This window comes from Actinomyces bouchesdurhonensis (genome assembly GCF_900128465.1).
GTDB lineage: Bacteria > Actinomycetota > Actinomycetes > Actinomycetales > Actinomycetaceae > Pauljensenia > Pauljensenia bouchesdurhonensis.
The window spans coordinates 622,530-649,328 of record NZ_LT635868.1 but is presented as its reverse complement, the minus strand read 5'-3'; the positions used below and the strand labels follow the sequence as shown (position 1 = coordinate 649,328).

At 63.9% G+C, this 26,799-nt stretch carries 21 protein-coding genes and 8 pseudogenes; 9 read left to right on the top strand and 20 right to left on the bottom strand.

All coding sequences use genetic code 11. The features are described 5' to 3' along the window. Positions 1 to 89: 89 nt before the first annotated feature. Entirely contained in the window at positions 90 to 1,166 is a 1,077-nt protein-coding gene (locus tag BQ7477_RS07860; RefSeq protein WP_073983458.1) for a PAC2 family protein, read from the bottom strand. 178 nt (positions 1,167 to 1,344) lie between these two features. Here BQ7477_RS07860 and BQ7477_RS07855 point away from each other — a divergent pair, with 178 nt between their 5' ends. Next, positions 1,345 to 3,618 (top strand): HelD family protein, encoded by a 2,274-nt coding sequence (locus BQ7477_RS07855; protein ID WP_073983457.1) that lies wholly within the window; start codon positions 1,345 to 1,347, stop codon positions 3,616 to 3,618. A 182-nt stretch (positions 3,619 to 3,800) separates the two neighbouring features. Next, positions 3,801 to 4,964 (top strand): annotated as a pseudogene (locus tag BQ7477_RS07850) (AMP-binding protein); the annotation flags it as partial. A 53-nt stretch (positions 4,965 to 5,017) separates the two neighbouring features. Here the strand turns inward: BQ7477_RS07850 and nrdR (BQ7477_RS07845) are convergent. The 3 genes and pseudogenes from nrdR (BQ7477_RS07845) to BQ7477_RS07830 form a co-directional block, all read right to left on the bottom strand. Beyond that, positions 5,018 to 5,587: a transcriptional regulator NrdR gene (nrdR, locus tag BQ7477_RS07845; protein WP_073983454.1), complete on the bottom strand. Its 570-nt coding sequence runs from the start codon at positions 5,585 to 5,587 to the stop codon at positions 5,018 to 5,020. 56 nt (positions 5,588 to 5,643) lie between these two features. Beyond that, complete coding sequence (locus BQ7477_RS07840; protein WP_073983453.1) at positions 5,644 to 6,108, bottom strand: LysM peptidoglycan-binding domain-containing protein; 465 nt, start codon at positions 6,106 to 6,108, stop codon at positions 5,644 to 5,646. 261 nt (positions 6,109 to 6,369) lie between these two features. After that, positions 6,370 to 7,548, bottom strand: a pseudogene (locus tag BQ7477_RS07830) (ATP-dependent DNA helicase); the annotation flags it as partial. Between BQ7477_RS07830 and BQ7477_RS07825 the strand changes: the two are divergent. From BQ7477_RS07825 to BQ7477_RS07815, 3 genes and pseudogenes are all read left to right on the top strand, one after another. Next, a pseudogene (locus BQ7477_RS07825) lies at positions 7,542 to 7,718 on the top strand (ATP-binding domain-containing protein); the annotation flags it as partial. The pseudogenes BQ7477_RS07830 and BQ7477_RS07825 overlap by 7 nt on opposite strands. Positions 7,719 to 7,778: 60 nt before the next feature. Then, positions 7,779 to 8,984 (top strand): phosphoglycerate dehydrogenase, encoded by a 1,206-nt coding sequence (gene serA, locus BQ7477_RS07820; protein ID WP_073983456.1) that lies wholly within the window; start codon positions 7,779 to 7,781, stop codon positions 8,982 to 8,984. Between the two features lie 86 nt (positions 8,985 to 9,070). After that, positions 9,071 to 9,640, top strand: a pseudogene (locus BQ7477_RS07815) (AMP-binding protein); the annotation flags it as partial. Between the two features lie 78 nt (positions 9,641 to 9,718). Here BQ7477_RS07815 and nrdR (BQ7477_RS07810) read toward each other — a convergent pair. Together nrdR (BQ7477_RS07810) and BQ7477_RS07805 are read right to left on the bottom strand one after the other, a co-directional pair. Continuing rightward, positions 9,719 to 10,288, bottom strand: coding sequence for a transcriptional regulator NrdR (nrdR, locus tag BQ7477_RS07810; RefSeq protein ID WP_073983454.1), 570 nt, complete (start codon positions 10,286 to 10,288; stop codon positions 9,719 to 9,721). A gap of 56 nt (positions 10,289 to 10,344) precedes the next feature. After that, positions 10,345 to 10,809, bottom strand: a complete 465-nt coding sequence (locus BQ7477_RS07805) for a LysM peptidoglycan-binding domain-containing protein (protein ID WP_073983453.1) — start codon at positions 10,807 to 10,809, stop codon at positions 10,345 to 10,347. Between the two features lie 185 nt (positions 10,810 to 10,994). Between BQ7477_RS07805 and lexA the strand changes: the two genes are divergently transcribed. After that, positions 10,995 to 11,669 (top strand): transcriptional repressor LexA, encoded by a 675-nt coding sequence (gene lexA, locus BQ7477_RS07795; protein ID WP_073983452.1) that lies wholly within the window; start codon positions 10,995 to 10,997, stop codon positions 11,667 to 11,669. A gap of 67 nt (positions 11,670 to 11,736) precedes the next feature. Here lexA and BQ7477_RS07790 read toward each other — a convergent pair whose 3' ends face one another. Further along, positions 11,737 to 12,726 (bottom strand): L-lactate dehydrogenase, encoded by a 990-nt coding sequence (locus tag BQ7477_RS07790; RefSeq protein ID WP_073983451.1) that lies wholly within the window; start codon positions 12,724 to 12,726, stop codon positions 11,737 to 11,739. Positions 12,727 to 12,827: 101 nt separating this feature from the next. Beyond that, positions 12,828 to 13,625: pseudogene (locus BQ7477_RS07785) on the bottom strand (ATP-dependent DNA helicase); the annotation flags it as partial. 61 nt (positions 13,626 to 13,686) lie between these two features. Between BQ7477_RS07785 and BQ7477_RS07780 the strand changes: the two are divergent. After that, a pseudogene (locus BQ7477_RS07780) lies at positions 13,687 to 14,016 on the top strand (class I SAM-dependent methyltransferase); the annotation flags it as partial. Here the strand turns inward: BQ7477_RS07780 and BQ7477_RS07775 are convergent. The 3 genes and pseudogenes from BQ7477_RS07775 to miaA all read right to left on the bottom strand — a co-directional run. Further along, positions 13,913 to 14,509 (bottom strand): annotated as a pseudogene (locus BQ7477_RS07775) (GTPase); the annotation flags it as partial. The pseudogenes BQ7477_RS07780 and BQ7477_RS07775 overlap by 104 nt on opposite strands. 2 nt (positions 14,510 to 14,511) lie before the next feature. Continuing rightward, positions 14,512 to 14,973 (bottom strand): annotated as a pseudogene (locus BQ7477_RS07770) (diaminopimelate epimerase); the annotation flags it as partial. A gap of 47 nt (positions 14,974 to 15,020) precedes the next feature. Next, entirely contained in the window at positions 15,021 to 16,010 is a 990-nt protein-coding gene (gene miaA / locus BQ7477_RS07765; protein WP_073983450.1) for a tRNA (adenosine(37)-N6)-dimethylallyltransferase MiaA, read from the bottom strand. A gap of 60 nt (positions 16,011 to 16,070) precedes the next feature. Here miaA and BQ7477_RS07760 point away from each other — a divergent pair, with 60 nt between their 5' ends. Next, positions 16,071 to 16,517 (top strand): histidine kinase, encoded by a 447-nt coding sequence (locus BQ7477_RS07760; protein WP_073983449.1) that lies wholly within the window; start codon positions 16,071 to 16,073, stop codon positions 16,515 to 16,517. After that, on the top strand, positions 16,510 to 17,061 hold the full coding sequence (locus BQ7477_RS07755; protein ID WP_073983448.1) for a type III secretion system chaperone family protein: 552 nt from the start codon (positions 16,510 to 16,512) through the stop codon (positions 17,059 to 17,061). The genes BQ7477_RS07760 and BQ7477_RS07755 overlap by 8 nt, the downstream gene beginning before the upstream one ends. Positions 17,062 to 17,440: 379 nt before the next feature. Here the strand turns inward: BQ7477_RS07755 and miaB are convergent, their stop codons facing one another. The 9 genes from miaB to BQ7477_RS07710 all read right to left on the bottom strand — a co-directional run bounded on the left by miaB (position 17,441) and on the right by BQ7477_RS07710 (position 26,736). Beyond that, entirely contained in the window at positions 17,441 to 18,979 is a 1,539-nt protein-coding gene (miaB, locus tag BQ7477_RS07750; protein WP_073983447.1) for a tRNA (N6-isopentenyl adenosine(37)-C2)-methylthiotransferase MiaB, read from the bottom strand. A gap of 11 nt (positions 18,980 to 18,990) precedes the next feature. Next, positions 18,991 to 19,485, bottom strand: coding sequence for a CinA family protein (locus tag BQ7477_RS07745; protein WP_073983446.1), 495 nt, complete (start codon positions 19,483 to 19,485; stop codon positions 18,991 to 18,993). Next, the gene (locus BQ7477_RS07740) at positions 19,485 to 20,117 is read right to left on the bottom strand and encodes a regulatory protein RecX (protein WP_073983445.1); all 633 of its coding nucleotides are present in this window, start codon (positions 20,115 to 20,117) and stop codon (positions 19,485 to 19,487) included. The genes BQ7477_RS07745 and BQ7477_RS07740 overlap by 1 nt, the downstream gene beginning before the upstream one ends. A 3-nt stretch (positions 20,118 to 20,120) precedes the next feature. Further along, on the bottom strand, positions 20,121 to 21,212 hold the full coding sequence (recA, locus tag BQ7477_RS07735) for a recombinase RecA (RefSeq protein ID WP_073983444.1): 1,092 nt from the start codon (positions 21,210 to 21,212) through the stop codon (positions 20,121 to 20,123). A 273-nt stretch (positions 21,213 to 21,485) separates the two neighbouring features. Continuing rightward, complete coding sequence (locus BQ7477_RS07730) at positions 21,486 to 21,710, bottom strand: DUF3046 domain-containing protein (protein ID WP_073983443.1); 225 nt, start codon at positions 21,708 to 21,710, stop codon at positions 21,486 to 21,488. A gap of 3 nt (positions 21,711 to 21,713) precedes the next feature. Continuing rightward, entirely contained in the window at positions 21,714 to 22,028 is a 315-nt protein-coding gene (locus tag BQ7477_RS07725; RefSeq protein WP_073983574.1) for a helix-turn-helix domain-containing protein, read from the bottom strand. A 170-nt stretch (positions 22,029 to 22,198) separates the two neighbouring features. After that, positions 22,199 to 22,903 (bottom strand): CDP-diacylglycerol--glycerol-3-phosphate 3-phosphatidyltransferase, encoded by a 705-nt coding sequence (pgsA, locus tag BQ7477_RS07720; protein WP_073983442.1) that lies wholly within the window; start codon positions 22,901 to 22,903, stop codon positions 22,199 to 22,201. A 16-nt stretch (positions 22,904 to 22,919) separates the two neighbouring features. Continuing rightward, positions 22,920 to 25,781 carry a DNA translocase FtsK gene (locus tag BQ7477_RS07715; protein ID WP_073983441.1) on the bottom strand — a complete coding sequence of 954 codons (2,862 nt, stop codon included), beginning with the start codon at positions 25,779 to 25,781 and terminating at the stop codon, positions 22,920 to 22,922. 55 nt (positions 25,782 to 25,836) lie between these two features. Continuing rightward, complete coding sequence (locus BQ7477_RS07710) at positions 25,837 to 26,736, bottom strand: PfkB family carbohydrate kinase (RefSeq protein ID WP_073983573.1); 900 nt, start codon at positions 26,734 to 26,736, stop codon at positions 25,837 to 25,839. Between the last annotated feature and the right edge of the window lie 63 nt (positions 26,737 to 26,799).

The window sequence follows — 26,799 nt, the reverse complement described above, 5'->3', positions numbered from 1 at the left end:
CGTGCGCACCTGCTCGTGACAAGGGTCCCGGCACTCCCTTTGGGAGCGTTCCCTTCTCGAGCGTCAATGCTGCGGGGTAGCCTCGCCGCTTAAGCGCGGTGACGCGGCGCAGAGGGTCCTGGATTGCGTCCGTTGCGGCGCGCCTCAAGGCGGGCAAGTACGTCTTCGAGGGTATCGGGCTTGGCCGCTGGCTGCTGGCCGTCGACACGGGGGGCGCGTTGGATGGACTGGGTCTCTTCCTCCTTGGCGCGCGAGACCTGGGCCAGGTAGGCCTCGATAACATCGCCAATGTCCTTAGCACCCTTTTCTTCTCCCCGCGTAGTGGCAGATTGCCCCATGCCGGGCAGCGGAATCGCTCCGTCGCCTCCGTTCCAGGCGTCAAAGTGTTCTTCGAGGGCGCTCACTGTGTGGGAGATTTCGGGGCTACCCTCAACGAGCTTCTCGATGCTCTCCTGATCCTGAGCGGCCCCCTGTTCGAGGTCACCCACAGGCAAAGAGAGGTCCGCGAATTTGGCGAGGGAAGTGAGCAGGGCGGAAGAAGCCGCCGGGTAGCCGGTGTCCGCCATGTAATAGGGGACCGCTCCCAACAGCGCGAGTCCACCGATGCCTCGCTGCCCCATGCGAATCTGCACGAAGGTGGACAGCGGCGCGGGGAATTGCATGTGATTCGTGATCTTGGGGCCACTGGTCGGCAGCAGCGACGCGTCGGTGGCCTGCACGTGCACGGGAGTAGGGCGCGTGTGGGGTACACCGGAGGGTACTCCGTGCAGCGAGAAAGTGATCTCAACGCCCGCACGCTCGCAGATGTCGTTGATCGCCTCCGTGAAGGACTCCCAATGAGAGTCAGGCTCCGCGCCGTGAAGGACCAGGATCGGGTTGCCCATGTCATCCTCAACCAGGTCGAGGACAGTCTGGGGCATCACCATGTCCGGGGAGGAGACCCAGTCCTCGACCGTCACGATGGGACGGTGGGAACGGTAGTCCATGAGGGTGTCCGCGTCGAAGGTTGCGACGCGCTCATTGTGCAGTGAGCGCAACATCTGACCGATGGCCATGCGCCCGGCACCGCCGGCGTCAATCGCTCCGTCGAAGTGAATGAGGAGGATTTTAGCCTTCGCGCCTGCTGCAGGCCCATCCTCGTAAAGGTCAGTCGCGGTGATGCTCACGTCTCCTCCTCATCCTCAACCTTCTCCATCATGCTAACGTACCCGCGAGATGCCCAACTCGTCACGTGGGGACACGTTTTGAGCTTGCGGCGAAGTTACCTCGTCTCGTAGTGACTGATCGCAGCGCAGCGACCAAAAGTGAGGAACAATAGAAAGCCACCAACAACGAGGAGGACGTATGACGACGGGCGCGCATCAGGAGCCACGCACGGACCTTCCGTTGCCTGAACAGGACTTTGTCGACAGCGCGTACGCGCGCTTGGACGCGCTGCGCGCCTCTTACCGGGAGCGTCAGGGACGTATCCATTCGACGCACGGGGTTGGGAACGCTCAGGCATGGACGGAGCGAGAGGCTCTCTCCGCGCACCTGGGGGAGATGGCCGCACGCTTGGAGGGTGTCGAGGAGCGCCTCGTCTTTGGTCGCCTTGACATGACGGATTCCTCGACGCGTCACGTGGGTCGACTGTCTTTGTCCCACGAGGATGGCACTCCCCTGCTCGTCGACTGGCGTGCCCCGGCGGCGCGCCCCTTTTACCAGGCGACGTCGGCCAAGCCTGAGGGCGTTGTGCGTCGCCGCCACATTTCGACGCGTGATCGGCGCGTGACGGGGCTGGAGGATGAACTTCTCGATGCTTCTGCCGCGCAGGGACTAGAGCTGCAGGGCGAGGGAGCGCTCATGCACGCTCTCAGCGAGGCGCGCGACGGGCACATGGGCGACATCGTCGCCACCATCCAGTCCGAGCAGGACCGTATTATCCGCGCGTCCGATAAGGGCCTCCTCGTCGTCCAGGGAGGCCCTGGAACCGGCAAGACAGCCGTTGCCCTGCACCGCATCGCCTACCTCCTCTACGCCCACCGCGAGCGCTTGGAACGATCCGGCGTGCTGTTGGTGGGGCCCTCGCGCCTGTTTTTGCGCTACATCGAGCAGGTGCTGCCCTCGCTGGGTGAAACGGGCGTCGTGTCGGTGACGATGGGCGATCTGGTGCCCGGCGTGCACGCCCGGGTCAGCGAGGACGAGGCCGTGGCTCGAATCAAGGGACTGCCAGCGTGGGCGGCACTCGTCAAGGAGGCGGTTCGGGCGCTGGCGAAAGTCCCCAAGGAGGACCAGAAACTGCGCGTATGGAACCGGACGGTCACGCTGACGCGCGCGGACGTCGAAGGCGCCCGTCGCCGCGCCAAGCGCACGGGGCGGCCACACAACGTGGCGCGCGAATCGTTCGCGCGTGAGCTTATGGATGTCTTAGCACTGCGCTTGGCGCGTGAGGCAGGCGACGCGGACTCGAATGGGAACGTTGATCCCGATATTAAACGTTCGTGGCTGATCGAAATCCGCGATTCGGTGGATTGCCGCCGCGCGATCAACACGGCGTGGATGCCGACGAGCGCGCAGACGCTACTGCGCAGGCTCTACGCCAAGCCGGAAGTTCTTGCGGCAGCGAATAGGCGTGCGAAGTCTCCCCTTCGCCCCGACGAGCTAGCGCTCCTCGTGCGGCCACGCTGCGCGCCCTGGACGGTGTCGGATGTGCCGATCCTGGATGAGTGCGAGGAATTGCTGGGCCCCATGCCTCCCGCCTCAGCTCCCTCCCGGGATTCAGACGCCGACGCGATTGAGAGGGCGCGCGCCGCAATCGAGGGGCAAAACCTGGGCGGCGGAATCGTGACAGCTCAGATGCTCGCCGAGCGCAGCGCAGCGCAGGAAGCGTTGGTTCCTCTGTCTGAGCGCGCAGCGAAGGATCGCACGTGGGCCTACGGCCACATCGTGGTCGATGAGGCGCAGGAGCTGTCTGCTATGGCGTGGCGCGCTCTCCTGCGCCGCTGCCCGTCGCGTTCTTTCACGGTCGTCGGTGACCTCGATCAGCGCCGGGGCTCCAAGCGGCCCGCATCGTGGGAGAAGGCCCTGGGCCCCGCAGCACGCGCCTTTGCTGCCGAGTACGCCCTTACTGTGTCGTACCGGACCCCCGCCACGCTCACCGCTCTAGCAGAGGCAGTGGTGGCTCGCGCCGGAGCACCCGTCCTCTATCCGATGACTGCCGTGCGCGACGTGGAAGGATGCTACCGGGTGACCCACGTGGATGTACCCGAGGCCGCCACGGCCTCGTCCCCGCAGGCCGACCCTCTGTGGCAGGCCGCACGCGACGCCCAGCGAATTGCTGAGGAACGCCTCGATCGCGAAGCCGGAGCGTCGCTGGGCCGCATCGCCATCATCGTCGGCACGCAGCGCGCCCGCGCGTGGGGAGCCGATGCGAACGGCGAGAGCGCGCTATCCGAGCGTGTCGCCTTTCTGTCCGCCAACGCATCCAAGGGTCTCGAGTTCGATTCTGTCGTTCTGGTCGAACCCAACGAAATCTTGAGCGACGGCACCGGCGACCTCTTCGTCGCCCTCACGCGCGCCACCCACGACGTCCACGTCGTCCACGCCAGTCCTCTGCCCGCGGGCATGGAAGAGTGGTAGCGGCAGACCACACAGTGACGCGCCCACGCCGGCTTGGCTCCCATCTGCCATGATGGAAGCATGACACGCGCACTGCTACTGGAAAACTCACACCCCATCGCTGACGAGATCTTCGCGAAGTTCGGTATCGAGGTCACCCGCGTGAAAGGTGCTCTGTCCGAAGATAACCTGATCGACGCNACGTCGAGGAATCCATCGCGTGGGTGCCCGTCCTCCACGAGGGTGCCGAGGTTTTCTACTGCATCCTGCCTCTGTTCCACGCCTTCGGCTTCACGATCGGTTTCCTGGCAGGCCTGCGCCTGGGTGCGACCGTCGCCATGTTCCCGAAGTTCGACACCGCCCTGGTCTTGGCCGCGCAGCGCCGACTGCCCTGCACTTTTTTCCTTGGCGTGCCCCCGATGTATGAGCGGCTCTTGACTGCTGCCGAGGGCACGGACGTGGACCTGTCCTCCATCCACTTCTCACTGTCGGGCGCTATGCCCCTGTCTGCACCGCTGGCCCAGAAGTGGGAGGAGGCGACCGGTGGCCTCATGATCGAGGGCTACGGTATGACCGAGGCCTCCCCGATCCTCCTCGGCTCACCCCTGGCGTCCTCGAGGGCTCGAGGGGCGCTGGGTATCCCCTTCCCCTCCACGCAGGTGCGCATCGTCGACTCCGAGGATCCCGGGCGCGACGTCGAGGAGGGAGCGGTCGGAGAACTCATCGCGCGCGGCCCACAGGTATTCTCCGGCTACTGGAACCAAGACGATGAGACCGCGGAGGTCTTCACAGCCGACGGATGGCTGCGCACGGGTGACCTGGTCCAGGTGCGCGACGGTTTCATCTACATGGCAGACCGGCGCAAGGAGATGATCAACTCCTCCGGTTTCAACGTGTATCCCTCGCAGGTAGAAGAGGCCGTGCGCTCGATGCCGGGTATCGCCGATGTTGCTGCCGTGGGTGTCCCGGCTGGCGAGAGCGGCGAGGACGTCGTCGCAGCCGTCGTTCTCGAGTCGGGCGCGTCCATCACGCTCACCGACCTACGCCAGTGGGCAGAAAAGTCTTTAGCGCACTACGCCCTGCCCCGACAGCTCGTCGTTATGACGGAGCTACCTCGCTCTCAGCTGGGCAAAGTCATGCGCAAGCGGGTACGCGAGCAGATCGTGGGGGCTCGCGGAGCGACTTCCGAGGCCGTGGCGGGGGCCCGCGAAGCGGTGTCCGAGGCCGTGGCGGGGGCCCGCGAATCCGTGTCTGAGAAGGTCGCCGGGGTCCGCGTGGCCGCGTCGGAAGCATCCAGCGAGGCAACGGCTGCCGTGCGCAAACTCGCGACGCATACGAGTGAGCGTTTCACGAAGGGTAACAAGTAGGACCAGCGTTATCGCTTGGACGATTCCTCCCGTATCCTTTGTGGACGCGGATGCTACTGGTCTCCAAGCAGGGTTGGGCCAACGGTTGGCCGCCTGCGGTTCGCGCGCGCCTTGCGAGCCTTCTTCGGGGCGACAGGCTCCTCGCCCGGTTCTTCCTGGGTTCGAGAAACGACGCCCTGGGAGCGTTCGCGCAGAGCACGAATTGCTTCTTCGAAATCTTCGAGCGTGTCGAAGGCCCGGTACACGGACGCAAAACGCAGGTAGGCGATGACATCCAGGTCGCGCAGGAAGGGCAGGATCGCCTTACCGACTTCGTTGGTCGATACGTTTGATACGCCGGTCGAACGCAACTTCTCTTCCACTTGCTGGGCGAGAATCGCGAGCTGGTCGTCGGAGACCGGCCTGCCTTGGCATGCCTTTTTCACGCCGGAGACAACCTTATTGCGGGAGAAAGATTCGACGACGCCCGAGCGCTTGACGACCTGAAAGGACGATGTCTCCAAGGTCGTAAAACGCTTCTTACAGTGCGTGCACTCGCGACGGCGCCGAATCGACGCACCGTCGTCGGCGATGCGCGTATCGACGACGCGCGAATCAGGGTTATGACAGAAAGGGCAGTGCACCCTTCAACGGTACACGTTGAAGTCCACCCTTGTCACAAGAGTCCCATCCGCCACCGCTATCGAACGGGCACAACGATGCGCTGTCCAGGCTGAAGAGCACCGTCAATGTCGTTGAGGCGCTCAATGTCCGCAACAATGTCCTCGAGCGGTCGCTCGCTTCGAACAGACTGTGCGAGCGACCAGACGGAGTCCCCACTAACCGCCGCCTTAATGACTGTTGGCCCATCGTACGCTGCGGGCTGAAGGGCCAATCCCAGGGCCCCTGCCCCCACCGACAGAGCGATCGTGGCGAGGACCCCCACCACAAGGGTACGACGGGAGGCACGCACCACGCGACGAGGTGCCACAGGTGCACGAAGGAAGGAGGGGTCATCCGCGCGCTGGGCTTCGACGCGTCGGCGCGCGGAAGGAGCGGTGGAAATGTCTCTCACCGTCGCTAGGGGCGCATCCGTCACAGGCCGCTTCGATGAGCGACGCGCGGGGAAGGAAACGGTGGACGTGGCAGCGTAGGAAAGACTCATGGCAACCTCCAGAACGACTGATCGAACACATGTTCGTCGAACACCTGTACGATAGCATGCGCGGGCAGCAATGTCGAGGCACACTCGAACATATGTTTCATACTCGCGCGTTTTCGGCTTAAACTTGACATCACCAGTGGACAACCACCCATGCACATCTGCATCCGCCCACACAGGAGGACCCCATGACCGACCGTCCAATCACCGATCGGCACCGCGCAATCCTGCGAGTTATCAATGACAAGCTGGAGGTCAGCGNAGCGCCAGGACCCCGCCCCCCGAGGCCTGGGCGAGCTCAACGAGTTCGTCCAGTAGTTGCTCCGAGGGGCCGTCGCGTCCCGGCGGAGGAAGGTGCCTCGCCACGTAGCGGATACCCTGACGGGCGTGGTCAAAGGGCGACCCCACGTCGATGCCGTGCCACGGCACGCCCGTCAGGGCCATGCCCGTGGCTTGGGCCATGTAGTCGAAGCTGCCACCCAGAGCCAGGGTTGCGGAAGTCAAAATCGCGCCGCGCTCACCGATGCCGACCCCGCCGATCGCCCCGGACACGTCGAGGGGTCCCACCGTCAGGCGGGCGTTATCGGCATCATCCCTGGTGATGTAGGCAATCGACTGATCGGGGTCGCGTCCCCACGCATCCAGCGCACCAATCAGCTCATCGATGGCTGCTCGTGCCAGCTGTTTTGCGGCTCCATCCCCCTGCGCTTTGCCCACCTCAGTACTTGCGCGACGAGCCGCATCATCCAGGACCGTCATCGCGTCCACGAGCGCAGAGGGGCGGTACTCCAGGAGTCCCTCCTGCACAGGTGCCATCGCTGCGCCCAGCCCAGCCCCGGCCTCGTCCAAGTCCGTGGAGTCGATCGACAGATTCGAGCGCAGGGAGCGCGCCACGCGGCTCACGCGCCCCACCGTCAGGTCGGCGGCCGCCTGGGAGCGCACGCGGTCGGCCAGCTCGTGGGCCTCGTCGATGACGACGGCATCGTACTCGCCGAAAAGCTCGCCCTCCCTGCACGCGTTGATACCGAACAGGGAGTGGTTCGTGACGACCACGTCGGCCTCGGCGGCCTCCAGGCGCGCGGCCTGCGCGAAGCACTCGTCGATGAGCGGGCAGTGCTTGCCCAAGCACTCGGGCTTCGCGACCGACGCGTGGTGCCAGGCGCGGTCCGACACGCCGGGAACCAGATCATCGCGGTCCCCCGTCGTGGTCTCGCTGATCCAGTCGCGGATACGCAGAATTTCCTCGCCGAGCTCGCCCGTGGGTCCTGCTCCGATGTCCCGGTCTTCGAACAAGGTGCCCTCCGTGGGGTACCCGCCGTCCAGCTTGTGCAGGCACGCGTAGTTCGACCAGCCCTTGAGCACCGCGACCTTCAGACGCACGCCCGTCGCCGAGGCGACCGCGTCGACGGCCACCGGCGCATCCTTGACGAGGATCNGCCTTTCTGTCCGCCAACGCATCCAAGGGTCTCGAGTTCGATTCTGTCGTTCTGGTCGAACCCAACGAAATCTTGAGCGACGGCACCGGCGACCTCTTCGTCGCCCTCACGCGCGCCACCCACGACGTCCACGTCGTCCACGCCAGTCCTCTGCCCGCGGGCATGGAAGAGTGGTAGCGGCAGACCACACAGTGACGCGCCCACGCCGGCTTGGCTCCCATCTGCCATGATGGAAGCATGACACGCGCACTGCTACTGGAAAACTCACACCCCATCGCTGACGAGATCTTCGCGAAGTTCGGTATCGAGGTCACCCGCGTGAAAGGTGCTCTGTCCGAAGATAACCTGATCGACGCCCTCGACGGCGTGGACTACCTAGGCGTTCGCTCCAAAACCGAGGTCACCGAACGGGTCCTGCGCGCACGCCCAAACCTGAAGGCCATCGGGGCTTTTTGCATCGGCACCAACCAGATCGACCTGTCCACCGCCACCGACATGGGCATCGCCGTGTTCAATGCCCCCTACTCCAACACGCGTTCCGTCGTCGAACTCGCCATCGGCGAGATCATCGACCTGTCGCGCCGCGTGACCGTGAAGAACTCGCGCCTGCACCGGGGCGTGTGGGACAAGAGCGCCGATGGCGCGCACGAGGTACGCGGTCACACGCTTGGCATCATCGGCTACGGCAACATCGGAACCCAGCTGTCCGTCCTGGCCGAGGCCATGGGCCTCAACGTCATCTTCTACGACGCCGCCGAGCGCCTGGCCCTGGGCAACGCCACGCAGATGCCCACCATGGAAGCGGTGCTGCGCGAGGCGGACATCATCTCCGTGCACGTCGACGGCCAGGAATCCAACACGAACCTGATTGGGCGCACCGAGTTTGAACTCATGAAGCCGGGCGCCCTGTTCATCAACCTCTCGCGCGGGCACGTCGTCGACGTGGAGGCCCTGCACGCCGCGCTCGTGTCCGGACACCTCGGCGGCGCTGCCATCGACGTGTTTCCCGAGGAACCGCGCGCCAACGGCGATCCGTTTGCCTCGCCCCTAGCCACCCTCGACAACGTCATCCTCACCCCGCACATCGGCGGATCCACCGAGGAGGCCCAGTACGACATTGGTCGCTTCGTGGCCGCGAAGATCGGCGAATACCAGGCAAGCGGCTCCACCGATATGAGCGTGAACCTGCCGAACCTGACGATGACCCCCGGCAAGCGTTCGCGGTACCGCGTGCGCCTCATTCACCGCAACGTCCCTGGTGTCATGGCGCGCGTCAACCAGATTTTTGCTTCCTCCGAGGCAAACGTCGACGCTCAGATTCTGGCCACCGTGGACGAGGTCGGCTACGTGCTCACCGACATATCTGCCGGCCTGGGCCGCGAGGCCCTCGAAGAGCTGACCCACCTGCCCGAAACGGTGCGACTCATCGCAACTCCGCTGTAAAACTGTCGTATTCGTCGCGTTCCTCAGTGGTCTAACAAGACCGTAACTTACGGTATCGTAAGGGGGACATCTCCACAGGAGGACAGATGGACCTGACGTCGAAGCTGCGCGCACTGTACGCGCCCGGAGTCGCCTACGAAATAGCCACTCCCGACCAGCCGATCCCCGACATGGTCATGGAGGTCGCCTCCCGGTATCCGAAGCGTGCGGCCATCGACTTTTTCGCGCGTCAGCTCTCCTACGAAGAATTAGCCGAACAGATGCGCCAGTGCGCGGGAGCACTGCACCAGGCGGGCGTGCGTCCCGGCGACCGCGTCGCCCTCGTCATGCCCAACTGCCCCCAGCACGCGGTCGCGGTGCTGGGTACGATGATGCTCGGCGCCATCGTCGTCGAGCACAACCCGCTTGCACCCTCCGGCGAGCTGCAGGGCGAGTACGAGCGTCACGGTGCCCGGGTCACCATCGCCTGGTCGAAAGCTTTGGAGAAACTGACGTTCCTGGGGCGGGGGCACACCACCTTCTCCATGGACCTCACGACGGCGCTTCCCACGGCCTCGCGGATGGCGCTTAAGCTCCCCTTGAAGGCCGCGCGCGCCAAGCGCGAACAGCTCGCGAGTCCGCGTCCCGCCTGGGCGCGCTCCTGGACGCGCGCGATGNCGTTTCACGAAGGGTAACAAGTAGGACCAGCGTTATCGCTTGGACGATTCCTCCCGTATCCTTTGTGGACGCGGATGCTACTGGTCTCCAAGCAGGGTTGGGCCAACGGTTGGCCGCCTGCGGTTCGCGCGCGCCTTGCGAGCCTTCTTCGGGGCGACAGGCTCCTCGCCCGGTTCTTCCTGGGTTCGAGAAACGACGCCCTGGGAGCGTTCGCGCAGAGCACGAATTGCTTCTTCGAAATCTTCGAGCGTGTCGAAGGCCCGGTACACGGACGCAAAACGCAGGTAGGCGATGACATCCAGGTCGCGCAGGAAGGGCAGGATCGCCTTACCGACTTCGTTGGTCGATACGTTTGATACGCCGGTCGAACGCAACTTCTCTTCCACTTGCTGGGCGAGAATCGCGAGCTGGTCGTCGGAGACCGGCCTGCCTTGGCATGCCTTTTTCACGCCGGAGACAACCTTATTGCGGGAGAAAGATTCGACGACGCCCGAGCGCTTGACGACCTGAAAGGACGATGTCTCCAAGGTCGTAAAACGCTTCTTACAGTGCGTGCACTCGCGACGGCGCCGAATCGACGCACCGTCGTCGGCGATGCGCGTATCGACGACGCGCGAATCAGGGTTATGACAGAAAGGGCAGTGCACCCTTCAACGGTACACGTTGAAGTCCACCCTTGTCACAAGAGTCCCATCCGCCACCGCTATCGAACGGGCACAACGATGCGCTGTCCAGGCTGAAGAGCACCGTCAATGTCGTTGAGGCGCTCAATGTCCGCAACAATGTCCTCGAGCGGTCGCTCGCTTCGAACAGACTGTGCGAGCGACCAGACGGAGTCCCCACTAACCGCCGCCTTAATGACTGTTGGCCCATCGTACGCTGCGGGCTGAAGGGCCAATCCCAGGGCCCCTGCCCCCACCGACAGAGCGATCGTGGCGAGGACCCCCACCACAAGGGTACGACGGGAGGCACGCACCACGCGACGAGGTGCCACAGGTGCACGAAGGAAGGAGGGGTCATCCGCGCGCTGGGCTTCGACGCGTCGGCGCGCGGAAGGAGCGGTGGAAATGTCTCTCACCGTCGCTAGGGGCGCATCCGTCACAGGCCGCTTCGATGAGCGACGCGCGGGGAAGGAAACGGTGGACGTGGCAGCGTAGGAAAGACTCATGGCAACCTCCAGAACGACTGATCGAACACATGTTCGTCGAACACCTGTACGATAGCATGCGCGGGCAGCAATGTCGAGGCACACTCGAACATATGTTTCATACTCGCGCGTTTTCGGCTTAAACTTGACATCACCAGTGGACAACCACCCATGCACATCTGCATCCGCCCACACAGGAGGACCCCATGACCGACCGTCCAATCACCGATCGGCACCGCGCAATCCTGCGAGTTATCAATGACAAGCTGGAGGTCAGCGGCTTCCCTCCTTCAGTACGCGAAATCGCATCCGCAGTGGGCCTCGCATCCCCTTCCACCGTCAAACACCACCTCGACGCACTCGAGGCGCAGGGCTACCTCGCACGCGAACCCGGCCTACCGCGCGCCCTCGACCTAACCGACAAGGCGCGCAGCGAGCTCGGCACCCAGGCGCCCGCCCCCTCCCCCGTCGTCCGCATTGAAATCCCCGTCTCCCACGTGGCGGAAGAGGGCACGGCAATCCCGCTCGTCGGTCGCATCGCGGCGGGTTCACCCATCACTGCCGAACAGCACGTCGAGGACGTGTTCCATCTACCCACCTCCATGACGGGGCACGGAGACCTCTTCATGCTCGAAGTCAGCGGGCAGTCCATGATAGACGCCGGCATCTTCGACGGTGACTACGTCGTCATCCGCTCCCAAAACGATGCGCGCAACGGAGAATTCGTGGCCGCCATGATCGACGGCGAGGCCACCGTCAAGGAACTGTCCATCACGGGCGGCCACGTGTGGCTCCTCCCCCACAACCCGGACTACTCTCCCATTCCCGGCGACGAGGCCACCATCCTCGGCAAGGTCGTCACTGTCATCCGCTCCCTCTGACCCCCCGCACATACCAATGGCGCCGACCCCAGACGGGGTCGGCGCCATTAAGGAAAGCGAAGAAGGCTCAGAAGCCCAGGTCGCGGGCCACCTGACGCAGGCGCTCGGCCGAGGCGGTCAGGCCGTCGCGCTCGTTAAGGGTCAGCGGCGGATTCAGGACTCGTCCCGCGCCGTCGCGTCCAACGATCGTCGGGGCGGCCATGACGACATCCGAGATGCCCTCCCAGTCCTCGAGCAGCGTCGAGATAGTGAGGACGCGCTGCTCATCGCGCAGTACCGCACCCGCGATGTTCGCAGCGGACAGGCCGATCGCGTAGTTCGTTGCTCCCTTGCCTTCGATGATCTTGTAGGCGGACTGGACGACCTCCTGCGCAATGGAGTCGCGCATGGCCGAGTCAAAGACGCGACCGCTCAGCGTCGGACCCCACTGGGAGAGCGGCACATTGCCGATCTCGGCGCTGGACCACAGGGCAACCTCAGAGTCGCCGTGCTCACCGGCCACGTATGCGTGAATGTTTTGCGTGGCTACGCCGGTCTCACGCGACACGAGGTAGCGCAGGCGAGAGGTGTCCAGCACAGTGCCAGAACCGAAGACCTGGTTGCGGGGCAGACCGGTCAGCTTCAGCGCCACGTAAGTGACGACATCCACCGGGTTGGTCACGAACATGAAGCGAGCGTCAGGAGCCACATTCTGCAGGTTCGGAACGATCTTCTTCATCAGGTTGACGGTCGAGCCGGCCAGCTCCAGGCGGGACTGCCCCGGCTGCTGCTTCGCGCCAGCCGTCACGATAATGAGGTCGGATCCGCGGACGATCTCAACATCGTCGGATCCTTCAATGGAACCGGCTGGGGTGAACTGGATGCCGTGGGCCATATCGAGGGCCTCGGCCTCAACCTTAGGCTTGTTGATGTCCTGGAGGACGATCGAACGCGCGTCGCCACGCATCGCACACGCGTACGCGACAGCGGTACCAACGGCGCCAGCACCGATGATGGCGATCTTTGAGGGTCGTCCAGAGGACTTCGAGGGGTACAGGGTCTGCGCTTTGTTTTCCACGTGTCTCTCCTAGTGTGAGCAGGCGCTTCCGTTGTTGCAGGTCATGGAAGGCCTGATGACTAATTTACACGACTTTTCGCGTGTGCGAAACCACTTGCCACCTATTGATCACCGGCACCATTTAAACGTCGGAGTGCTCCTCGCACGACGTGCGGATCCGTGGTCGGCCACAGAGGAGGTAGCGACGCCAGGATGAAGGCGCCGTAGCGCTTCGTCAAAGCACGTGGGTCGAGAATGGCCACGACTCCGCGATCCTCGGTTGAGCGCAGCAAGCGCCCTGCTCCCTGCGCCATCATGAGGGCCGCATGAGTGAGGCAGACAGACATGAAACCATTACCCCCTCGGCGCTCAACGGCCTTGGAGCGGGCACGCGAAACAGGGTCATCCGGTCGCGGAAACGGAATCTTATCGATCACGACAAGCCGACACGCATCCCCAACAACATCAACCCCCTGCCACAGGGACATGGTTCCCACCAGACACGAATCGCGTTCCTCACGGAAACGCCCAATCAGCTGTGCGAGCGTCTCCTCCCCCTGGAGGTAGACCGTCAGCTCGGTACGCTCGCGCAGCGCCTGCGCCCCCGCCTGAGCACCCCGGCGCGAGGCGAAGAGCGCCAGGACCCCGCCCCCCGAGGCCTGGGCGAGCTCAACGAGTTCGTCCAGTAGTTGCTCCGAGGGGCCGTCGCGTCCCGGCGGAGGAAGGTGCCTCGCCACGTAGCGGATACCCTGACGGGCGTGGTCAAAGGGCGACCCCACGTCGATGCCGTGCCACGGCACGCCCGTCAGGGCCATGCCCGTGGCTTGGGCCATGTAGTCGAAGCTGCCACCCAGAGCCAGGGTTGCGGAAGTCAAAATCGCGCCGCGCTCACCGATGCCGACCCCGCCGATCGCCCCGGACANTGTCGCACGACGGGCCCTCATCTGCGTCTGCGCGCGCGGGCGCGATAGGCTTTCTTTCGTGGATGAACAGTACTTCACCGACTCTGCCCCCGCGAGCGCCGACGAGACTCGCCTCATCGAGGTGAGCGCGCGGGGTTTCGATCTGTCGATGCGCGTGTCCTCGCGCGTTTTTTCCGGGTCTAAGCTGGACCTGGGGACCCGTCAGTTGCTCTCGGTCGCACCCGACCTGCCCGAGGGTGGGACTTTCCTGGATCTGGGCTGCGGCTGGGGTCCGATCGCGACCGTCATGTCGCGAGAGTCGCCGCAAGCCACCGTGTGGGCCGTCGACGTGAACTCGCGCGCCCTGGATCTGACGCAGCGTAACGCCGCCGCCAACGGCGCGCGGGGCNTTCCTCGCGCTCCACCTCGCCCTCCTCGTGGATCCTGTGCACGAGGGAACCCGCCGAGTACGGCAGGACCGCGTCGACGGCGACCCGAGGCCGGGGCAGCATATCCTCCAGCGCAACGCGCAGCGCGTCCACGCCCCATCCGGTGTAGGCGCTCAAGGGAACCGCGCCGGGGAAGACCGTGCGCAGCAGGGCGATCTGCTCGGGCGATGCCAGGTCGGCCTTGTTCAGGGCGATCAATTCGGGGATGTCCGAGGCCCCCTCGATCGTGTCGATGACGGCGCGCACGGCCTGCACCTGAGAGACCGGGTCGGGGTGGGCGGCGTCCACGACGTGGAGGATCACGTCGGCCTGGCCCACCTCTTCCAACGTCGAGCGGAAGGCCTCAACCAGCTGCGTGGGCAGATTGCGCACGAATCCGACCGTGTCGGTGAGCGTGTACTCGCGCCCGTCGGCGGCGCGAGCGCGCCGCACGGTCGGGTCCAGGGTGGCGAANCGAGAACCCCGTCGATGCCGGGGATGCTCACCTTGATTGTCTCGCGCGCCGGGGAAGCCGCCGGACCCATGTCGACGCGGTAGCGCGCTCCCTCTCCTTCGTCCTCCGCTTCCGGTGTCACGCGCTTGATACCGCCGCGGGTGGCCACTTCCAGCGTGGCACCCACCGGCAGGTCGACCAGGCCTTCACGGCGCAAGTGATCGACAAACACGCGCACCCCGTTACCGCACATCTCCGCCTTCGACCCGTCGGCGTTGCGGTAGTCCATGAACCACATGCCATCACGCTCAACAGCCCGAATGAAGCCATCCGCGCCGATCCCGAACGCCGAGGAACACAGAGTCGCTACCTGCTCCTCAGAAGGATCGTCTTCATCGAAGCGGTCCGTAGCCACGACGAAAGAGTTACCGGCACCGTGCGCCTTAACAACGCGAGTATGAGGGGGCAGCTGCGAGTTCACCATGCCCCCACGGTAGCGCCCACACCCCCTCCTCGCAGCCGCCGACCGCGCTACGAGCGCGCGAGCGCCGCCTCAGCTTCCCGCTCCGCCAGCTCAACCACGCGGGTCGCCACGGCATCGTCCGAGGCAAACTCTTCCACGTCCAGCCAATGCACGCGCGGATCCGGTCGCAGCCACTTGACCTGACGGCGCGCCAGTTGACGGGTGGCCAGCGCAATAGAGTCCACGGCCTCGTCCTCAGTCATAATCCCATCGATGACCGCGAGCGCCTGCGCATAGCCCGTCGCCCGGGAGGCGGTCTTAGCCTCACGCAGCCCTTCGTCAATGAGAGCGCGTACCTCCTCAATGAGGCCGCCATCCATCATTGCGCGAGTGCGCGCATCGATGCGCGCATCGAGGCTCTCCGTCGAACGACGCAACGCCACCATGAGCGCAGGAGAGACGAATTCGTGCCGGGGCATCGAGGACGAATAGGGCCTCCCCGTCAACTCGATGACCTCCAGGGCGCGCACGATTCGACGCGTGTTGTGCGGGTCGATGCGCGTCGCCGACACCGGGTCCAGAGCCTTCAGACGATCGTGAAGGCCGCGCGAACCCGCCGCCCCCTCCGCCTCCTCCTCCAGGCGGGCACGCAGGACCGGATCCGTCCCCGGGAACTCGATGACGTCCAGGAGCGCACGCTGATACAGGCCCGAACCCCCCGCAACCACCGCGACTCCCCTGCGCGCATGGATGTCCGCCACGTCAGCGCGCGCGTGACGCTGATAGGCGGCCACCGACGCCTCGTCTCGCACCTGGAGCACGTCGATCTGATGGTGAGCGATCCCCCGGCGCTCATTCACCGGAGTCTTCGCCGTGCCCACGTCCATGCCACGATAAAGCTGCAGCGCGTCGGCAGAGACAATCTCGCCAGCCCCGCCCGCTCCCAGTACACCCGGAAGGCGGCAGGCCACCTCGAGCGCCAGATCCGACTTACCCGACGCCGTGGGTCCCACAACCGCGCACACGAGGTCCGACGCACACGTCACACAAGACTCCATGGCCACCAGTGTACGGGCGCTAGCACCCAATACCACCCACGTGCCGCTAGGCTTAACACCATGAGCACAACTAACACCCCACCGGTCACCCTTGATCGCGTCACCCAGGCAGTTGAGGCCGTCGGCCTGATCCCCTTCGTGTCCGCCACCGGGCAGATCGCAGCTATCCTGCCAGGACGCACCGTACGCATTGCGGTGCCCGAGGGGCGTCCCGCGCAAGGCGTCGCGGACTACCCGCGGTTCTTCGCCCCCTCGCACGCCGATCAGATCGCATCCGCGGTTCGCCGCCTCAATGCCTCGACCTACGTGCCCAAGATCACCTCCGTCACGACCGACTCGGGCGCCATCTCCCTGCAGCTTCAGCACACTTTCAACTGGGTTGTCGGCGCATCCGAAGCACAGGTCAACGCCGAGGTCTCCCAATTCATCATGGCTGCCATTTCCATGATGAACCAACTCGATGTCATGTTCCCCGACCAGTGGACCAAGGAGGCCGACAATGCCTGAATGGAAGAGCTTCACCTTCGGTGAGGACGGGGAAGCCACCCCCGCCCCCGAGGCCACCAAACCCAGCGCCGCAAACCCCGCCATGGAACCCGACGAATACGCCGCCAAGTGGGGCACCGAGGTCTTAGAGGTCACCATCGAACGTATCTCGACCGTCCTCGACGGCGATGGCCTGCCGCACGCCACCCATGAATTCATCGTCGCGGCACAGCTCAACGATGTACCCTTCCAGATTCACCGTGAACCCGCCGACGCTCCCTGGGTACAGATCGAGACACGCATCGTACCCCCAGGAGATGACCACACCGAGATTTCCCTGCAGGCCATCGCGAACCGCTGGAACTCTGAACACCTGCAGCCAACCGTCTTCCCCATCGAGTCCGACGCGGGCTGGATCCTGGTCGCCGCCTCCCGCTTCTTCGTCGGCGAAGGACTCTCAGACCGCCAGATTCACGTCATGGCGCGACGCGGCCTGATTATCGGTTTGCAGGCCGCACAGGAACTGCCCACCCTCTTCAATACGCCCGAGGAATCCGCAGAATAATACCCCGTCGGATACCAAACGACGTGCCCCGTTCCTCGCTTGGAGGAACGGGGCACTCTCGGTGAGTGTGCGCCGACTACATGCGACGGCGCAGCGTGTAGCACCTGCGCGGTGGGGCCACGGGTCGCATAGGGGGCTCGAATCGACCCGCACTACCGAGAGTGCTCCCGCATGCCGATCATCTCAACATCGTGACGATCGCCACGACTCAAAGGTAGCGCCTCAGACGCACGTCACACATGCGTTCGCCTGAGACATTTTCTCAACTTTTACCTCTGCTATGCGCAAACGTGCACACCCTTTTCCTTTCGATGCAGCTGACGCGATGTAGTCGCGCAAATCACGCGCGAGTATTCGCTGGAACACCCTGGCGTGCTCGTCAGCGCGGAGCACCCCCGCGCACAGTCGGAATACCCAACGACACTGCCGTGTCGGGTTCCGGCGGGACTTGGCGCGCCTGCCAGGCATCACCGGCGCGCGTGCGACGCACCTCAAAGAGGCCACCCTGCGCGCCAGAATCAGCGATCAGATGATGAGGCGCACCATAGGTCACCGTCGCACGAATCATGTCGCCGGGGCGCGGGCGATCAGTCTCACTCATCCCCTCGGGCAGGGCCACGTGCACCAGGCGGTTGTCGCGGGCGCGGCCCGAGATACGATGCGTCGCACCATCTTTACGTCCATCACCCTCGCAGACGAGGACCTCAACATCGGTCCCAGTCAGCGCCGCACTATCCTCAGCGCAAATTCGCTCCTGAAGCTTGATGAGGCGCTGGTAGCGCTCCAGTGCAACGTCGTCGGGCACCTGGTCCGTTCGATCGGCTGCGGGCGTACCGGGCCGACGCGAGTACAGGAACGTGAAAGCCGACGTGAAACGAGCCTGTTCCACGACATCAAGGGTCGCCTGAAAATCCTCTTCAGTTTCGCCGGGGAAACCGACAATAATATCCGTCGTGATAGCCGCTTCGGGGATCGCAGCACGCACCCGTTCGAGGATACCCATGAAACGCTCACGGCGATATGAGCGACGCATCTGGCGCAGCACGGCATCAGAACCCGACTGGAGCGGCATGTGCAGGCTCGGCATCACCGTCGGAGTCTGCGCCATCGCAGCAATCACATCGTCAGTGAAGGCCGCGGGGTGAGGCGACGTGAAGCGCACACGCTCAATGCCTTCAACGCGACCAACAGCACGCAACAAGTCCGCGAAAGCACCGCGCTCACCGAACCCCACACCGTAGGAATTGACGTTCTGACCCAGCAAAGTCACCTCGATAGCGCCCTGCGACGCAACAGCCTCAACCTCAGCCAGAATGTCGCCGGGACGTCGGTCGCGCTCTTTGCCACGCAGATGCGGCACGATACAGAACGTGCACGTGTTATTACAGCCCACAGAAATCGACACCCACGCCGCAAACGCACTCTCCCGGTGGGTAGGCAAGGTCGAGGGAAACACTTTCAACGATTCCTCAATCTCGACGGCAGCCTTGCGGTTATGCGCGGCGCGCGCCAACAATGCGGGAAGCACATCAATGTTATGCGTGCCAAAAACAGCATCGACCCAAGGCGCCTTGGTGACGATACCATCGCGCATCTGCTGCGCAAGGCAGCCCCCGACGGCGATCTGCATGCCGGGACGCTCACGCTTGACAGCAGCCAACTGACCGAGGTTACCGAACAGGCGAGTCGCCGCATTTTCACGCACGGAGCAGGTGTTGATGACGACGACGTCGGCTCCCATATCGCCAGCGTCAGTCGCACGCGCGACGGCTTCGGGAACGGTGTCAACGGGGACGAGGCCAGCCTGCTCGAGCAAACCCGCCATACGTTCGGAGTCATGTTCATTCATCTGGCAGCCGAGCGTTCGCACCGCGTAAGTGCGAGGTCGCACACCAGCCTGCGTCATCGTCGTATTCATCGCACTAAAGTCTAATCGCCCCTAAGGTCCCCAGAGAAGTCGAGCACATCACGCAGTAGAGCAAGCGCCGCATCAATCGTACCCTGGCGCACCTGAGCTCGATCACCCTCCAGGTGGAGTAATCGGTGCTCCGTCCCACGTTCATGCGCGCAGGCAATGTGAACGGTTCCAGCGGGGTATCCGTCCGCGGGACCCGGCCCGGCCACGCCCGTCGTCGACAGCCCCATGGAGGCCCCGAACAGACGCCGGGCCCCCTCGGCCATCTGGCGAGCCACCTGCTCATCGACTGGTCCCGTCAGCGCCAGTCGATCCGATGAAACCCCCAGGACCGAACACTTGGTGTCAACGGCATACGTGCAGGCACCGCCACGCACGACGTGAGAGGCACCAGGAACGTCAACAAGACGCGCAACGAGGCCCCCTCCCGTGAGCGACTCAGCGGTCGCGACGGTCAGCCCACGGCTCGTCATTTCCTCGACCAGTGCTCCAACCTGCACGTCATCCATCACACGGGTACCTCCCAGCTCCAGCGGTCCTCATCCTCCGCACCACCAGCATGCCATTCGTCGAGAGCATCACGCACGACATTCGATGCCACAGACGAGGAATAGCCCTTACGAGCCAGCATCGAGCACAGTCGGCGATAAGCGGTGTCGCGGGGAACTGCTGCGAGAGAACGAGCCTTGCGAGCGACCAGCTGCCGGGCCCGCTCAGCCTCATCATCACGATCAATCTGCGACAGGGCACACTCGATCGTGTCACTGTCCAACCCCTTGCGCCTAAGAATCTCACGCAAAGCACGCCGCGAGACACCAGTGGCAGAAAAACGAGAGCGAACGAACGCATCCGCATACGCCTGATCATCGACCAATCCCACGGCCTCGAGACGATCAACGACCCCGAGAGCCAACTGAGGACTAAAGCCACGTGTCTCAATAGCTGCCGTAAGTTCGGCGCGCGAGCACGCGCGCACGTCAAGCTTACGCAGTGCCACTTCTCGCGCCGCCTCAATCGCTTCAGCCCCCGTCAGGGCGGCGTTACGTTCGCGCGCTCGGGCGAGCCGCTCACCCGGGGAGGAGCGACGGTGTCGTTCCTCCCCCAGCTCCGGATGGTCCTCCGGGTCCAGGTAGCGAACCACGACTCAGAAGCCCGCATCCTCGTCGGGATCAACAGCGGATGCCTTCTTCGTTTTCTTCTCCGGCTCCGGCTCCTCCGCGATACCCAGAGCGACCAGGATCTTCTGCTCGATCTCGTTGGCCAGCTCGGGATTGTCCACCAGGAATTGCCGCACGTTCTCCTTGCCCTGACCCAGCTGATCATCACCGTAGGTGAACCACGAGCCGGACTTACGAACAATCCCGGCCTCGACGCCCATGTCAATGATCGAGCCCTCACGTGAAATGCCCTTGCCGTAGACGATGTCAAATTCGGCCTGCTTGAACGGCGGGGCCATTTTGTTCTTGACGACCTTGGCACGCGTACGGTTACCGACGGGCGCCCCCGCTTCCTTCAGAGTCTCAATCCGGCGCACGTCGATACGCACCGAGGCGTAGAACTTCAGAGCCTTGCCACCAGTCGTTGTCTCTGGGGAACCGAAGAAAACGCCGATTTTCTCACGCAGCTGGTTGATGAAGATCGCAGTCGTGCCGGTGGCGGACAGAGCCCCCGTGATCTTACGCAGGGCCTGACTCATGAGACGAGCCTGCAGGCCGACGTGCGAGTCCCCCATCTCTCCTTCGATTTCGGCCTTCGGCACCAGGGCCGCAACCGAGTCGATGACGATAATGTCGATGCCACCCGAGCGGATCAGCATGTCAGCGATCTCGAGGGCCTGCTCGCCCGTGTCGGGCTGAGAGACCAGGAGGGAGTCGGTGTCCACACCGAGGGCGCGAGCGTAGACGGGATCGAGTGCGTGCTCGGCGTCGATGAAGGCAGCGTTGCCGCCAGCCTTCTGCGCGTTCGCCACAGCATGCAGGGCGACCGTCGTCTTACCTGACGATTCGGGACCGTAAACCTCAATGACGCGACCGCGGGGAAGGCCCCCAATGCCGAGTGCAACGTCAAGGGCAAGCGAACCGGTGGGGATCACCTGAACTGGAGGACGACTATCGTCTCCCAGGCGCATCACGGACCCCTTACCGAATTGCTTGTCGATCTGGGACAGTGCAACTTCAAGCGCCTTATTACGGTCGTTTGTCACGTTCTTCGCTGCGGGTGCTTTACGGGCTGCCATGATGGTCCTTTCATGCTGAGGCCTCTCCGGCCTGCGAGTGTCCTGGCCTAAATGACGCCCCTCTCCGAGGCGCCATGACGAGTATGCGACCGGCCATCGTCATCTACGTCCCGCACGCGCCTTCCCTGTGGACGACACGCACAAAAATTTCGTCGTCCACTAGCTTAAATGGAACAGGTGTTCGATTCGCGGGCGACACGCCGAGCCTCCCGGCAAACGGATGGCGATCAGGAGCAGCGACGGTAGACCACACAGGATACTCACCGCCGCAGGCTAGCGGCCTCGCTCGCGCGGATCAATGCGATGAATCCAACGCGCGTCCTCACGACCGGTTTCTTCGCAGAGTCGAGCCCACACCTCGTCTGGGTTCACGCCGACCGCCAGCGCATCGCTCGCCGTCCCACCCAACGACGAGAGATACAGGTCAGATACGTACGAACGACCGAGAGCAGACCCAAAAGTCGCCTCGACCGCTTCGTAGAATTCGGAATGCTTCACGCGTCAGGAAATCAGCGTAACGGGCATGATCTCATCGGGCACCGCATCGGGGACCACGGCGCCGTCGATGATCGCCATGCGTTCGGAAACCTCGCGCAGCACATACCACAGCGGTACGCGCAGGGCAGAGGTGATTGCTTCGAGCAGTTCAGAGGATGCCTCCTTCTGCCCACGCTCAACTTCGGAGAGGTAACCCAGGGACACCTGCGCCTCGGAAGAGACCTCGCGCAGGGTTCGACCCTGGCGCTGGCGAATGCCGCGCAGAACATCGCCGAGTTCGCTGCGCAGCAGCGGGGTTTCACTCCGTGTCTTTTCCATATTGCTACTGTAGCCGTTCCTGTTCGTCGAATGCATCGTCAGTTCGCGCATCGGACCGGTGTAACCGGCTGGGCGCGTCCCTCGGATCGCCTGCATACCCATTCAACGTACACCAAACCGAACATATTCCACCGCAGGGGCACTTCTTACGTGGGTTGCTTCACCGAGACTCAAGCCTGAACGTGCTGGCCTGCGAGAGGCGTCGACGATTTCTCGCCTTCATCGTCGCCACTGTCATCGTCACCTGATGAGGCGGAGGTAGCGCGCATGAGGCGCACTCCATCAATGACGTAGACGATGCCGGAGTAAAGGGTCAATGCGAGGGCTACACCAGCGAGAGCCCAACCAAAACGAATCATCATGACGACCCACCACTCGTTCGCCATCTGGTCCATCGCGAGGAAATAGCCCCACGGGATGAGCAGTACCCCCAGCGCCATAATCTGCATGAAGGTTTTGAGCTTGCCTGCCTGATTCGCGGACACGACGACGCCGCGACGCAGGAAGACGGCTCGCATTGCGGTAATGCCCAGCTCGCGCACGGCGATGAGGATCGTCACCCACCAGGGAAGATTAACGAGCCAGGACGCCACCGCAAAGCCACACAACGTCAGGGCCTTGTCGGCAATGGGGTCGACAATGCGCCCGAAGTCAGTGATCTGGTTCCACGAGCGTGCCAGATGGCCATCAAAGCGATCCGTGATCGCAGCGAGCGCAAAGACAACGAAGGAGGCCCATCTCATAGCCCAGGAGTCTTGCAGGGCCAGAATGATAAAAACGGGAACAGATACGAGTCGCGCCACAGTCAACGCATTTGGCAAGTTCCATACGGAAACTTTACTATTGTGCTGCACGCGCGACACGTTATCAGTCATCGCTGATACCTCTCTCTTAGCGACCGGTGAGCTGCCAAGCATCCTCGTCCTCGTCTGGCTCCTCATCCACCCAGTCAGGCGAGGAACCACCAAAGTTATGTCCAGAGTACGGGTCCACCTTGCTCTCGCGCGAATCGCCCGTACGTCCCGTTCCCGATTCGTAACCAGAGGGCGGCTGCGCGTCACCCGAAGAGGAGTCCCCCTGCCGGGCGCTGGTGGCACTCAGCGCACCGGTGGCCGGGTTGGACGCCGCCGCGGATGCGATGGCAGGAGCGGCGGACTCAGGCTCGGCAATGCTGGCGGATTCGCCGCGCAGCATGGCGAGAACCTCGGGCAGCTGCTCGGGGGTGACGAGCACCTGGCGCGCTTTCGACCCTTCGGAAGGACCCACGATGTCTCGCGATTCGAGGAGGTCCATGAGGCGACCAGCGCGGGCAAAGCCGACGCGGAGCTTTCGTTGGAGCATAGATGTGGAACCCAGCTGGGTAGAAACAACGAGTTCTGCTGCCTGTAGAAGATCGTCGAGGTCATCTCCGATGTCTTCGGCGACCTTGGCTTCTTTCTTGTCGGGCACGACATCGTCACGGTAGTGCGCTTCCATCTGGCTCTTGACGTGGGACACGACCTGATGAATTTCAGATTCGGAAACCCAGGCGCCTTGGACACGCATAGGCTTGGAGGCGCCGGCGGGCAGGTAGAGGGCGTCACCCTGGCCGATGAGTTTCTCCGCACCCGGTTGGTCGAGGATCGTACGCGAGTCGGTCAGCGAGGAGGTCGCAAACGCCAGGCGTGAAGGAATGTTGGCTTTGATGAGGCCGGTGACGACGTCGACCGAGGGGCGTTGCGTGGCAAGGACCAGGTGGATACCGGCGGCGCGTGCCAGCTGGGTGATGCGCTGGATGGAGGCTTCGACGTCGCGGGGGGCAACCATCATGAGGTCTGCGAGTTCGTCGACAACAACGAGTAGGTACGGGTAGGGATGCAGGGTGCGGTTGAGGCCGGGCTTGGCCTGCACCTGTCCGGCGGCCACTGCCTTGTTGAAGTCGTCGATGTGCTTGAAGCCGTAGTCGGATAGGTCGTCATAGCGCGCGTCCATTTCCTTCACGACCCATTCGAGCGCCTCGGCTGCTTTCTTGGCGTCGGTAATGATGGGAGAGATCAGGTGCGGGATGCCCTCGTAGATCGTCAGCTCGACGCGCTTAGGGTCAACGAGGATCATGCGCACCTGCTGAGGCGTCGCACGCATCATGATCGACGTGATCATGGAGTTGACGAATGAGGACTTACCGGAGCCCGTCTGGCCGGCTACCAGCATGTGTGGTGTCTTGGCCAAATTGGTGACGACGTAGCCGCCTTCGACGTCCTTGCCGACGCCGACGACGAGCGGGTGATGATTGCGGCGCGCAGCAGCGGAGCGCAACACGTCACCCAGGGCAACGTTTTCGCGGTCGGCGTTGGGGATCTCGATGCCGATGGCGCTCTTGCCGGGGATGGGTGCAAGGATGCGCACGTCCGCGGATGCGACCGCGTAGGCGATGTTTTTCGACAGGTTCGTGAGTTTGTCAACTTTCACGCCAGCGCCGAGGACGACCTCGTAGCGGGTGACTGTCGGGCCGCGTGAGAAGCCGGTGACACGGGCATCAATATTGAAGTCGGCAAAGACCTGACAAAGGGCCGCGACAACCTGGTCGTTGACGGCGGAGCGGGTCATGTGGGGTGGCCCGGACACGAGGAGATCCTCCGGCGGCAGCGTGTAGGTGATGGAATCGTCCAGGTCGGGCTGGAAGGCGCCGGCGGGTTCATCGGTGATCGGCGGGGGTGTCGGCTCGTCGACGGGCTCGGTCACGTGCGCGGTCACGTGCCCAGTCGGCTGTTCGTGCACCAGCGCGGGGCGCATCTGGGTGAGCATCTCGGTAGGTGCGTCGGGCGTAGTGGGACGAGGCCGGGGCGCGGGAGCTGATTCAGGAGCAGCCACGGGGACGGGGCCGGATTGCAGGAGGCGTGTCTTATCAACGGATTCCGTGTCGGCTGCCTGCCGGAAGGACTCGTCGCCGTCGTACTCGTCGAGGAAAGCATCGTCGTCGGCGGCCAGGTTTTTGCGGCCCTGACGCCGCGCGTCTGTGGCTTGGTCGGATAGTGCCGACTCGCCCGATGCCCCGTCCTTGTCGCGAGTGGAGTCTCCACTGAGGTGTGCGGCGAGGTCGCGCAGCCGGCTTGGAACGTCGGCAACTGCAGTGCGAGTGGCCAGTAGGATCGAGTAGACCAAGAGCAGGAGTAGGAGTGCCCCCGCTCCCCACCCGGACAGGAGGAGCACCAGGGGACGTGCGATGAACCAGCCAATGAGGCCGCCGGCTGCGTCGATACCAGGTTCCTCCCCCATGCCGGGATTGCCGCGTGACACGTGGACCAGGCCGGTCAGCGCCATCGTGATGCCGACGCCGCCGGCCACGTGGTGGGGCAGCGCGGATCGCCCGGAGCGCGCGGAGACGAGTTCGCACGCTAAGGCAACCAGGAGGAGTGGCAGGACCACTGAGAAGATTCCGAAGAGGCCTGCTGAGGCACGATGAATGGCGTCACCCGCTTCACCGGAAATCTGGAACCATTCGCGCAGAGCGATGACGATCGCAGCGGCGACAGCGACGAATGCCGAAGCGTCGCGCTTAACCTGCGGGTCGGTAGCTTTCCATGCGCGTGCGACACCGACGGCGGCGCGTGCGACGGCGGAGAAGAAACGCGCCAGGAAACCCGGCTGCGTGGGTTCGGGGGCGCCCTGGGCGTGAGAGGACGCGGCCTTGGAGGCACCCGACTTGGAGGTTCCGGCCTTCGAACGTGGCCGCGCGGGTGCTTTACCGGAGGAACGGGAAGACGATTGTGCCATGATCGTTCCACCATATCGCCCACGCAGCGCCCCGGCAGGAGGCGCGCCGCTCCCCTCAGCGCACGATGTTGGTAACAACACCGCTTTCGAGCAGCTTTTCAACCTGTTCGCGTGTGGGAACAGGAAGGGCCGACTCGTGGGAGACAGCCAATGCCGCACCAGCGTTCGCCATAAGGCACGAGGTTTCCAGGTCATAACCCAAGAGGATGCCAGCACACATTTCAGCAATGTGCGTATCCCCAACGCCAGCGGTGTCCGCGACTCGCACATCGAAGGCGGGGACGGAAATTACGGAGCCGTCCGCGCAGGTCTGCAGCTCGCAGCCCCGGTCGCCCGTGCGACGCACGGTAGCAGCGTCGGGACGCATGTAGGTGCGGATCGTGGAGCCGTGGCAGCGAGCGTCCAGGATGCCGGCCAGCGCCGAGGCCTCCCAGCTGTTCATGGTCACGATGTCAGCGCGCGGGAGGATCGTCTCCCAGGCTTCAACGGGCACTTGGACGACCGCGGGAGAGACGGAGACGACCAGGGTCACGAAAGGCGGCAGGGCGGCGGCCCACTCGCTCAGTTCCACCGCGGCATGATCGTTCGTCATGTCTGAGGCTGCCACATGAACCAGGTCACCCTCACGCAGTTCGATGCGGTCAAGAGTAGCGCGGGAAGGCTCGGACTCAACACCCGCCGTGACAACGGAGCGCATTGACCCGTCCTCGACGATCAGCTGAATGACGACGCCGATGTCACCGACCAACTCTGGAGTCAACACCTCCACCCCGGCCTCAACCAGCTGTTGGCGAACAGCGAAGGAGTTCGGGCCTGTGCCCAGCGGTGAAGCCGCCGCAGCCGGAACACCCATGGCTGCCGCCGCACACAAGGTTGTAAAACCGCCGCCCGGACGCGAACTCGCCGCGTCGGCGTGCACGGAACCCCCACGATCAGGCATGTACTCGATGTGCATCGGCAACACCAAAGCGACGGAGTGCGTGGAAATAAAACGGCCCGACACGAGCTTTCCTTCCCC

Bases quoted from the DNA above. Each gene is read 5' to 3' on its own strand.
- BQ7477_RS07855 (WP_073983457.1), top strand. From the start codon at position 1,345: ATGACGACGGGCGCGCATCAGGAGCCACGCACGGACCTTCCGTTGCCT.
- BQ7477_RS07840 (WP_073983453.1), bottom strand. From the start codon at position 6,108: ATGAGTCTTTCCTACGCTGCCACGTCCACCGTTTCCTTCCCCGCGCGT.
- serA (WP_073983456.1), top strand. From the start codon at position 7,779: ATGACACGCGCACTGCTACTGGAAAACTCACACCCCATCGCTGACGAG.
- BQ7477_RS07805 (WP_073983453.1), bottom strand. From the start codon at position 10,809: ATGAGTCTTTCCTACGCTGCCACGTCCACCGTTTCCTTCCCCGCGCGT.
- lexA (WP_073983452.1), top strand. From the start codon at position 10,995: ATGACCGACCGTCCAATCACCGATCGGCACCGCGCAATCCTGCGAGTT.
- miaA (WP_073983450.1), bottom strand. From the start codon at position 16,010: ATGGAGTCTTGTGTGACGTGTGCGTCGGACCTCGTGTGCGCGGTTGTG.
- BQ7477_RS07760 (WP_073983449.1), top strand. From the start codon at position 16,071: ATGAGCACAACTAACACCCCACCGGTCACCCTTGATCGCGTCACCCAG.
- BQ7477_RS07755 (WP_073983448.1), top strand. From the start codon at position 16,510: ATGCCTGAATGGAAGAGCTTCACCTTCGGTGAGGACGGGGAAGCCACC.
- miaB (WP_073983447.1), bottom strand. From the start codon at position 18,979: ATGAATACGACGATGACGCAGGCTGGTGTGCGACCTCGCACTTACGCG.
- BQ7477_RS07745 (WP_073983446.1), bottom strand. From the start codon at position 19,485: ATGGATGACGTGCAGGTTGGAGCACTGGTCGAGGAAATGACGAGCCGT.
- recA (WP_073983444.1), bottom strand. From the start codon at position 21,212: ATGGCAGCCCGTAAAGCACCCGCAGCGAAGAACGTGACAAACGACCGT.
- BQ7477_RS07725 (WP_073983574.1), bottom strand. From the start codon at position 22,028: ATGGAAAAGACACGGAGTGAAACCCCGCTGCTGCGCAGCGAACTCGGC.
- pgsA (WP_073983442.1), bottom strand. From the start codon at position 22,903: ATGACTGATAACGTGTCGCGCGTGCAGCACAATAGTAAAGTTTCCGTA.
- BQ7477_RS07715 (WP_073983441.1), bottom strand. From the start codon at position 25,781: ATGGCACAATCGTCTTCCCGTTCCTCCGGTAAAGCACCCGCGCGGCCA.
- BQ7477_RS07710 (WP_073983573.1), bottom strand. From the start codon at position 26,736: ATGCACATCGAGTACATGCCTGATCGTGGGGGTTCCGTGCACGCCGAC.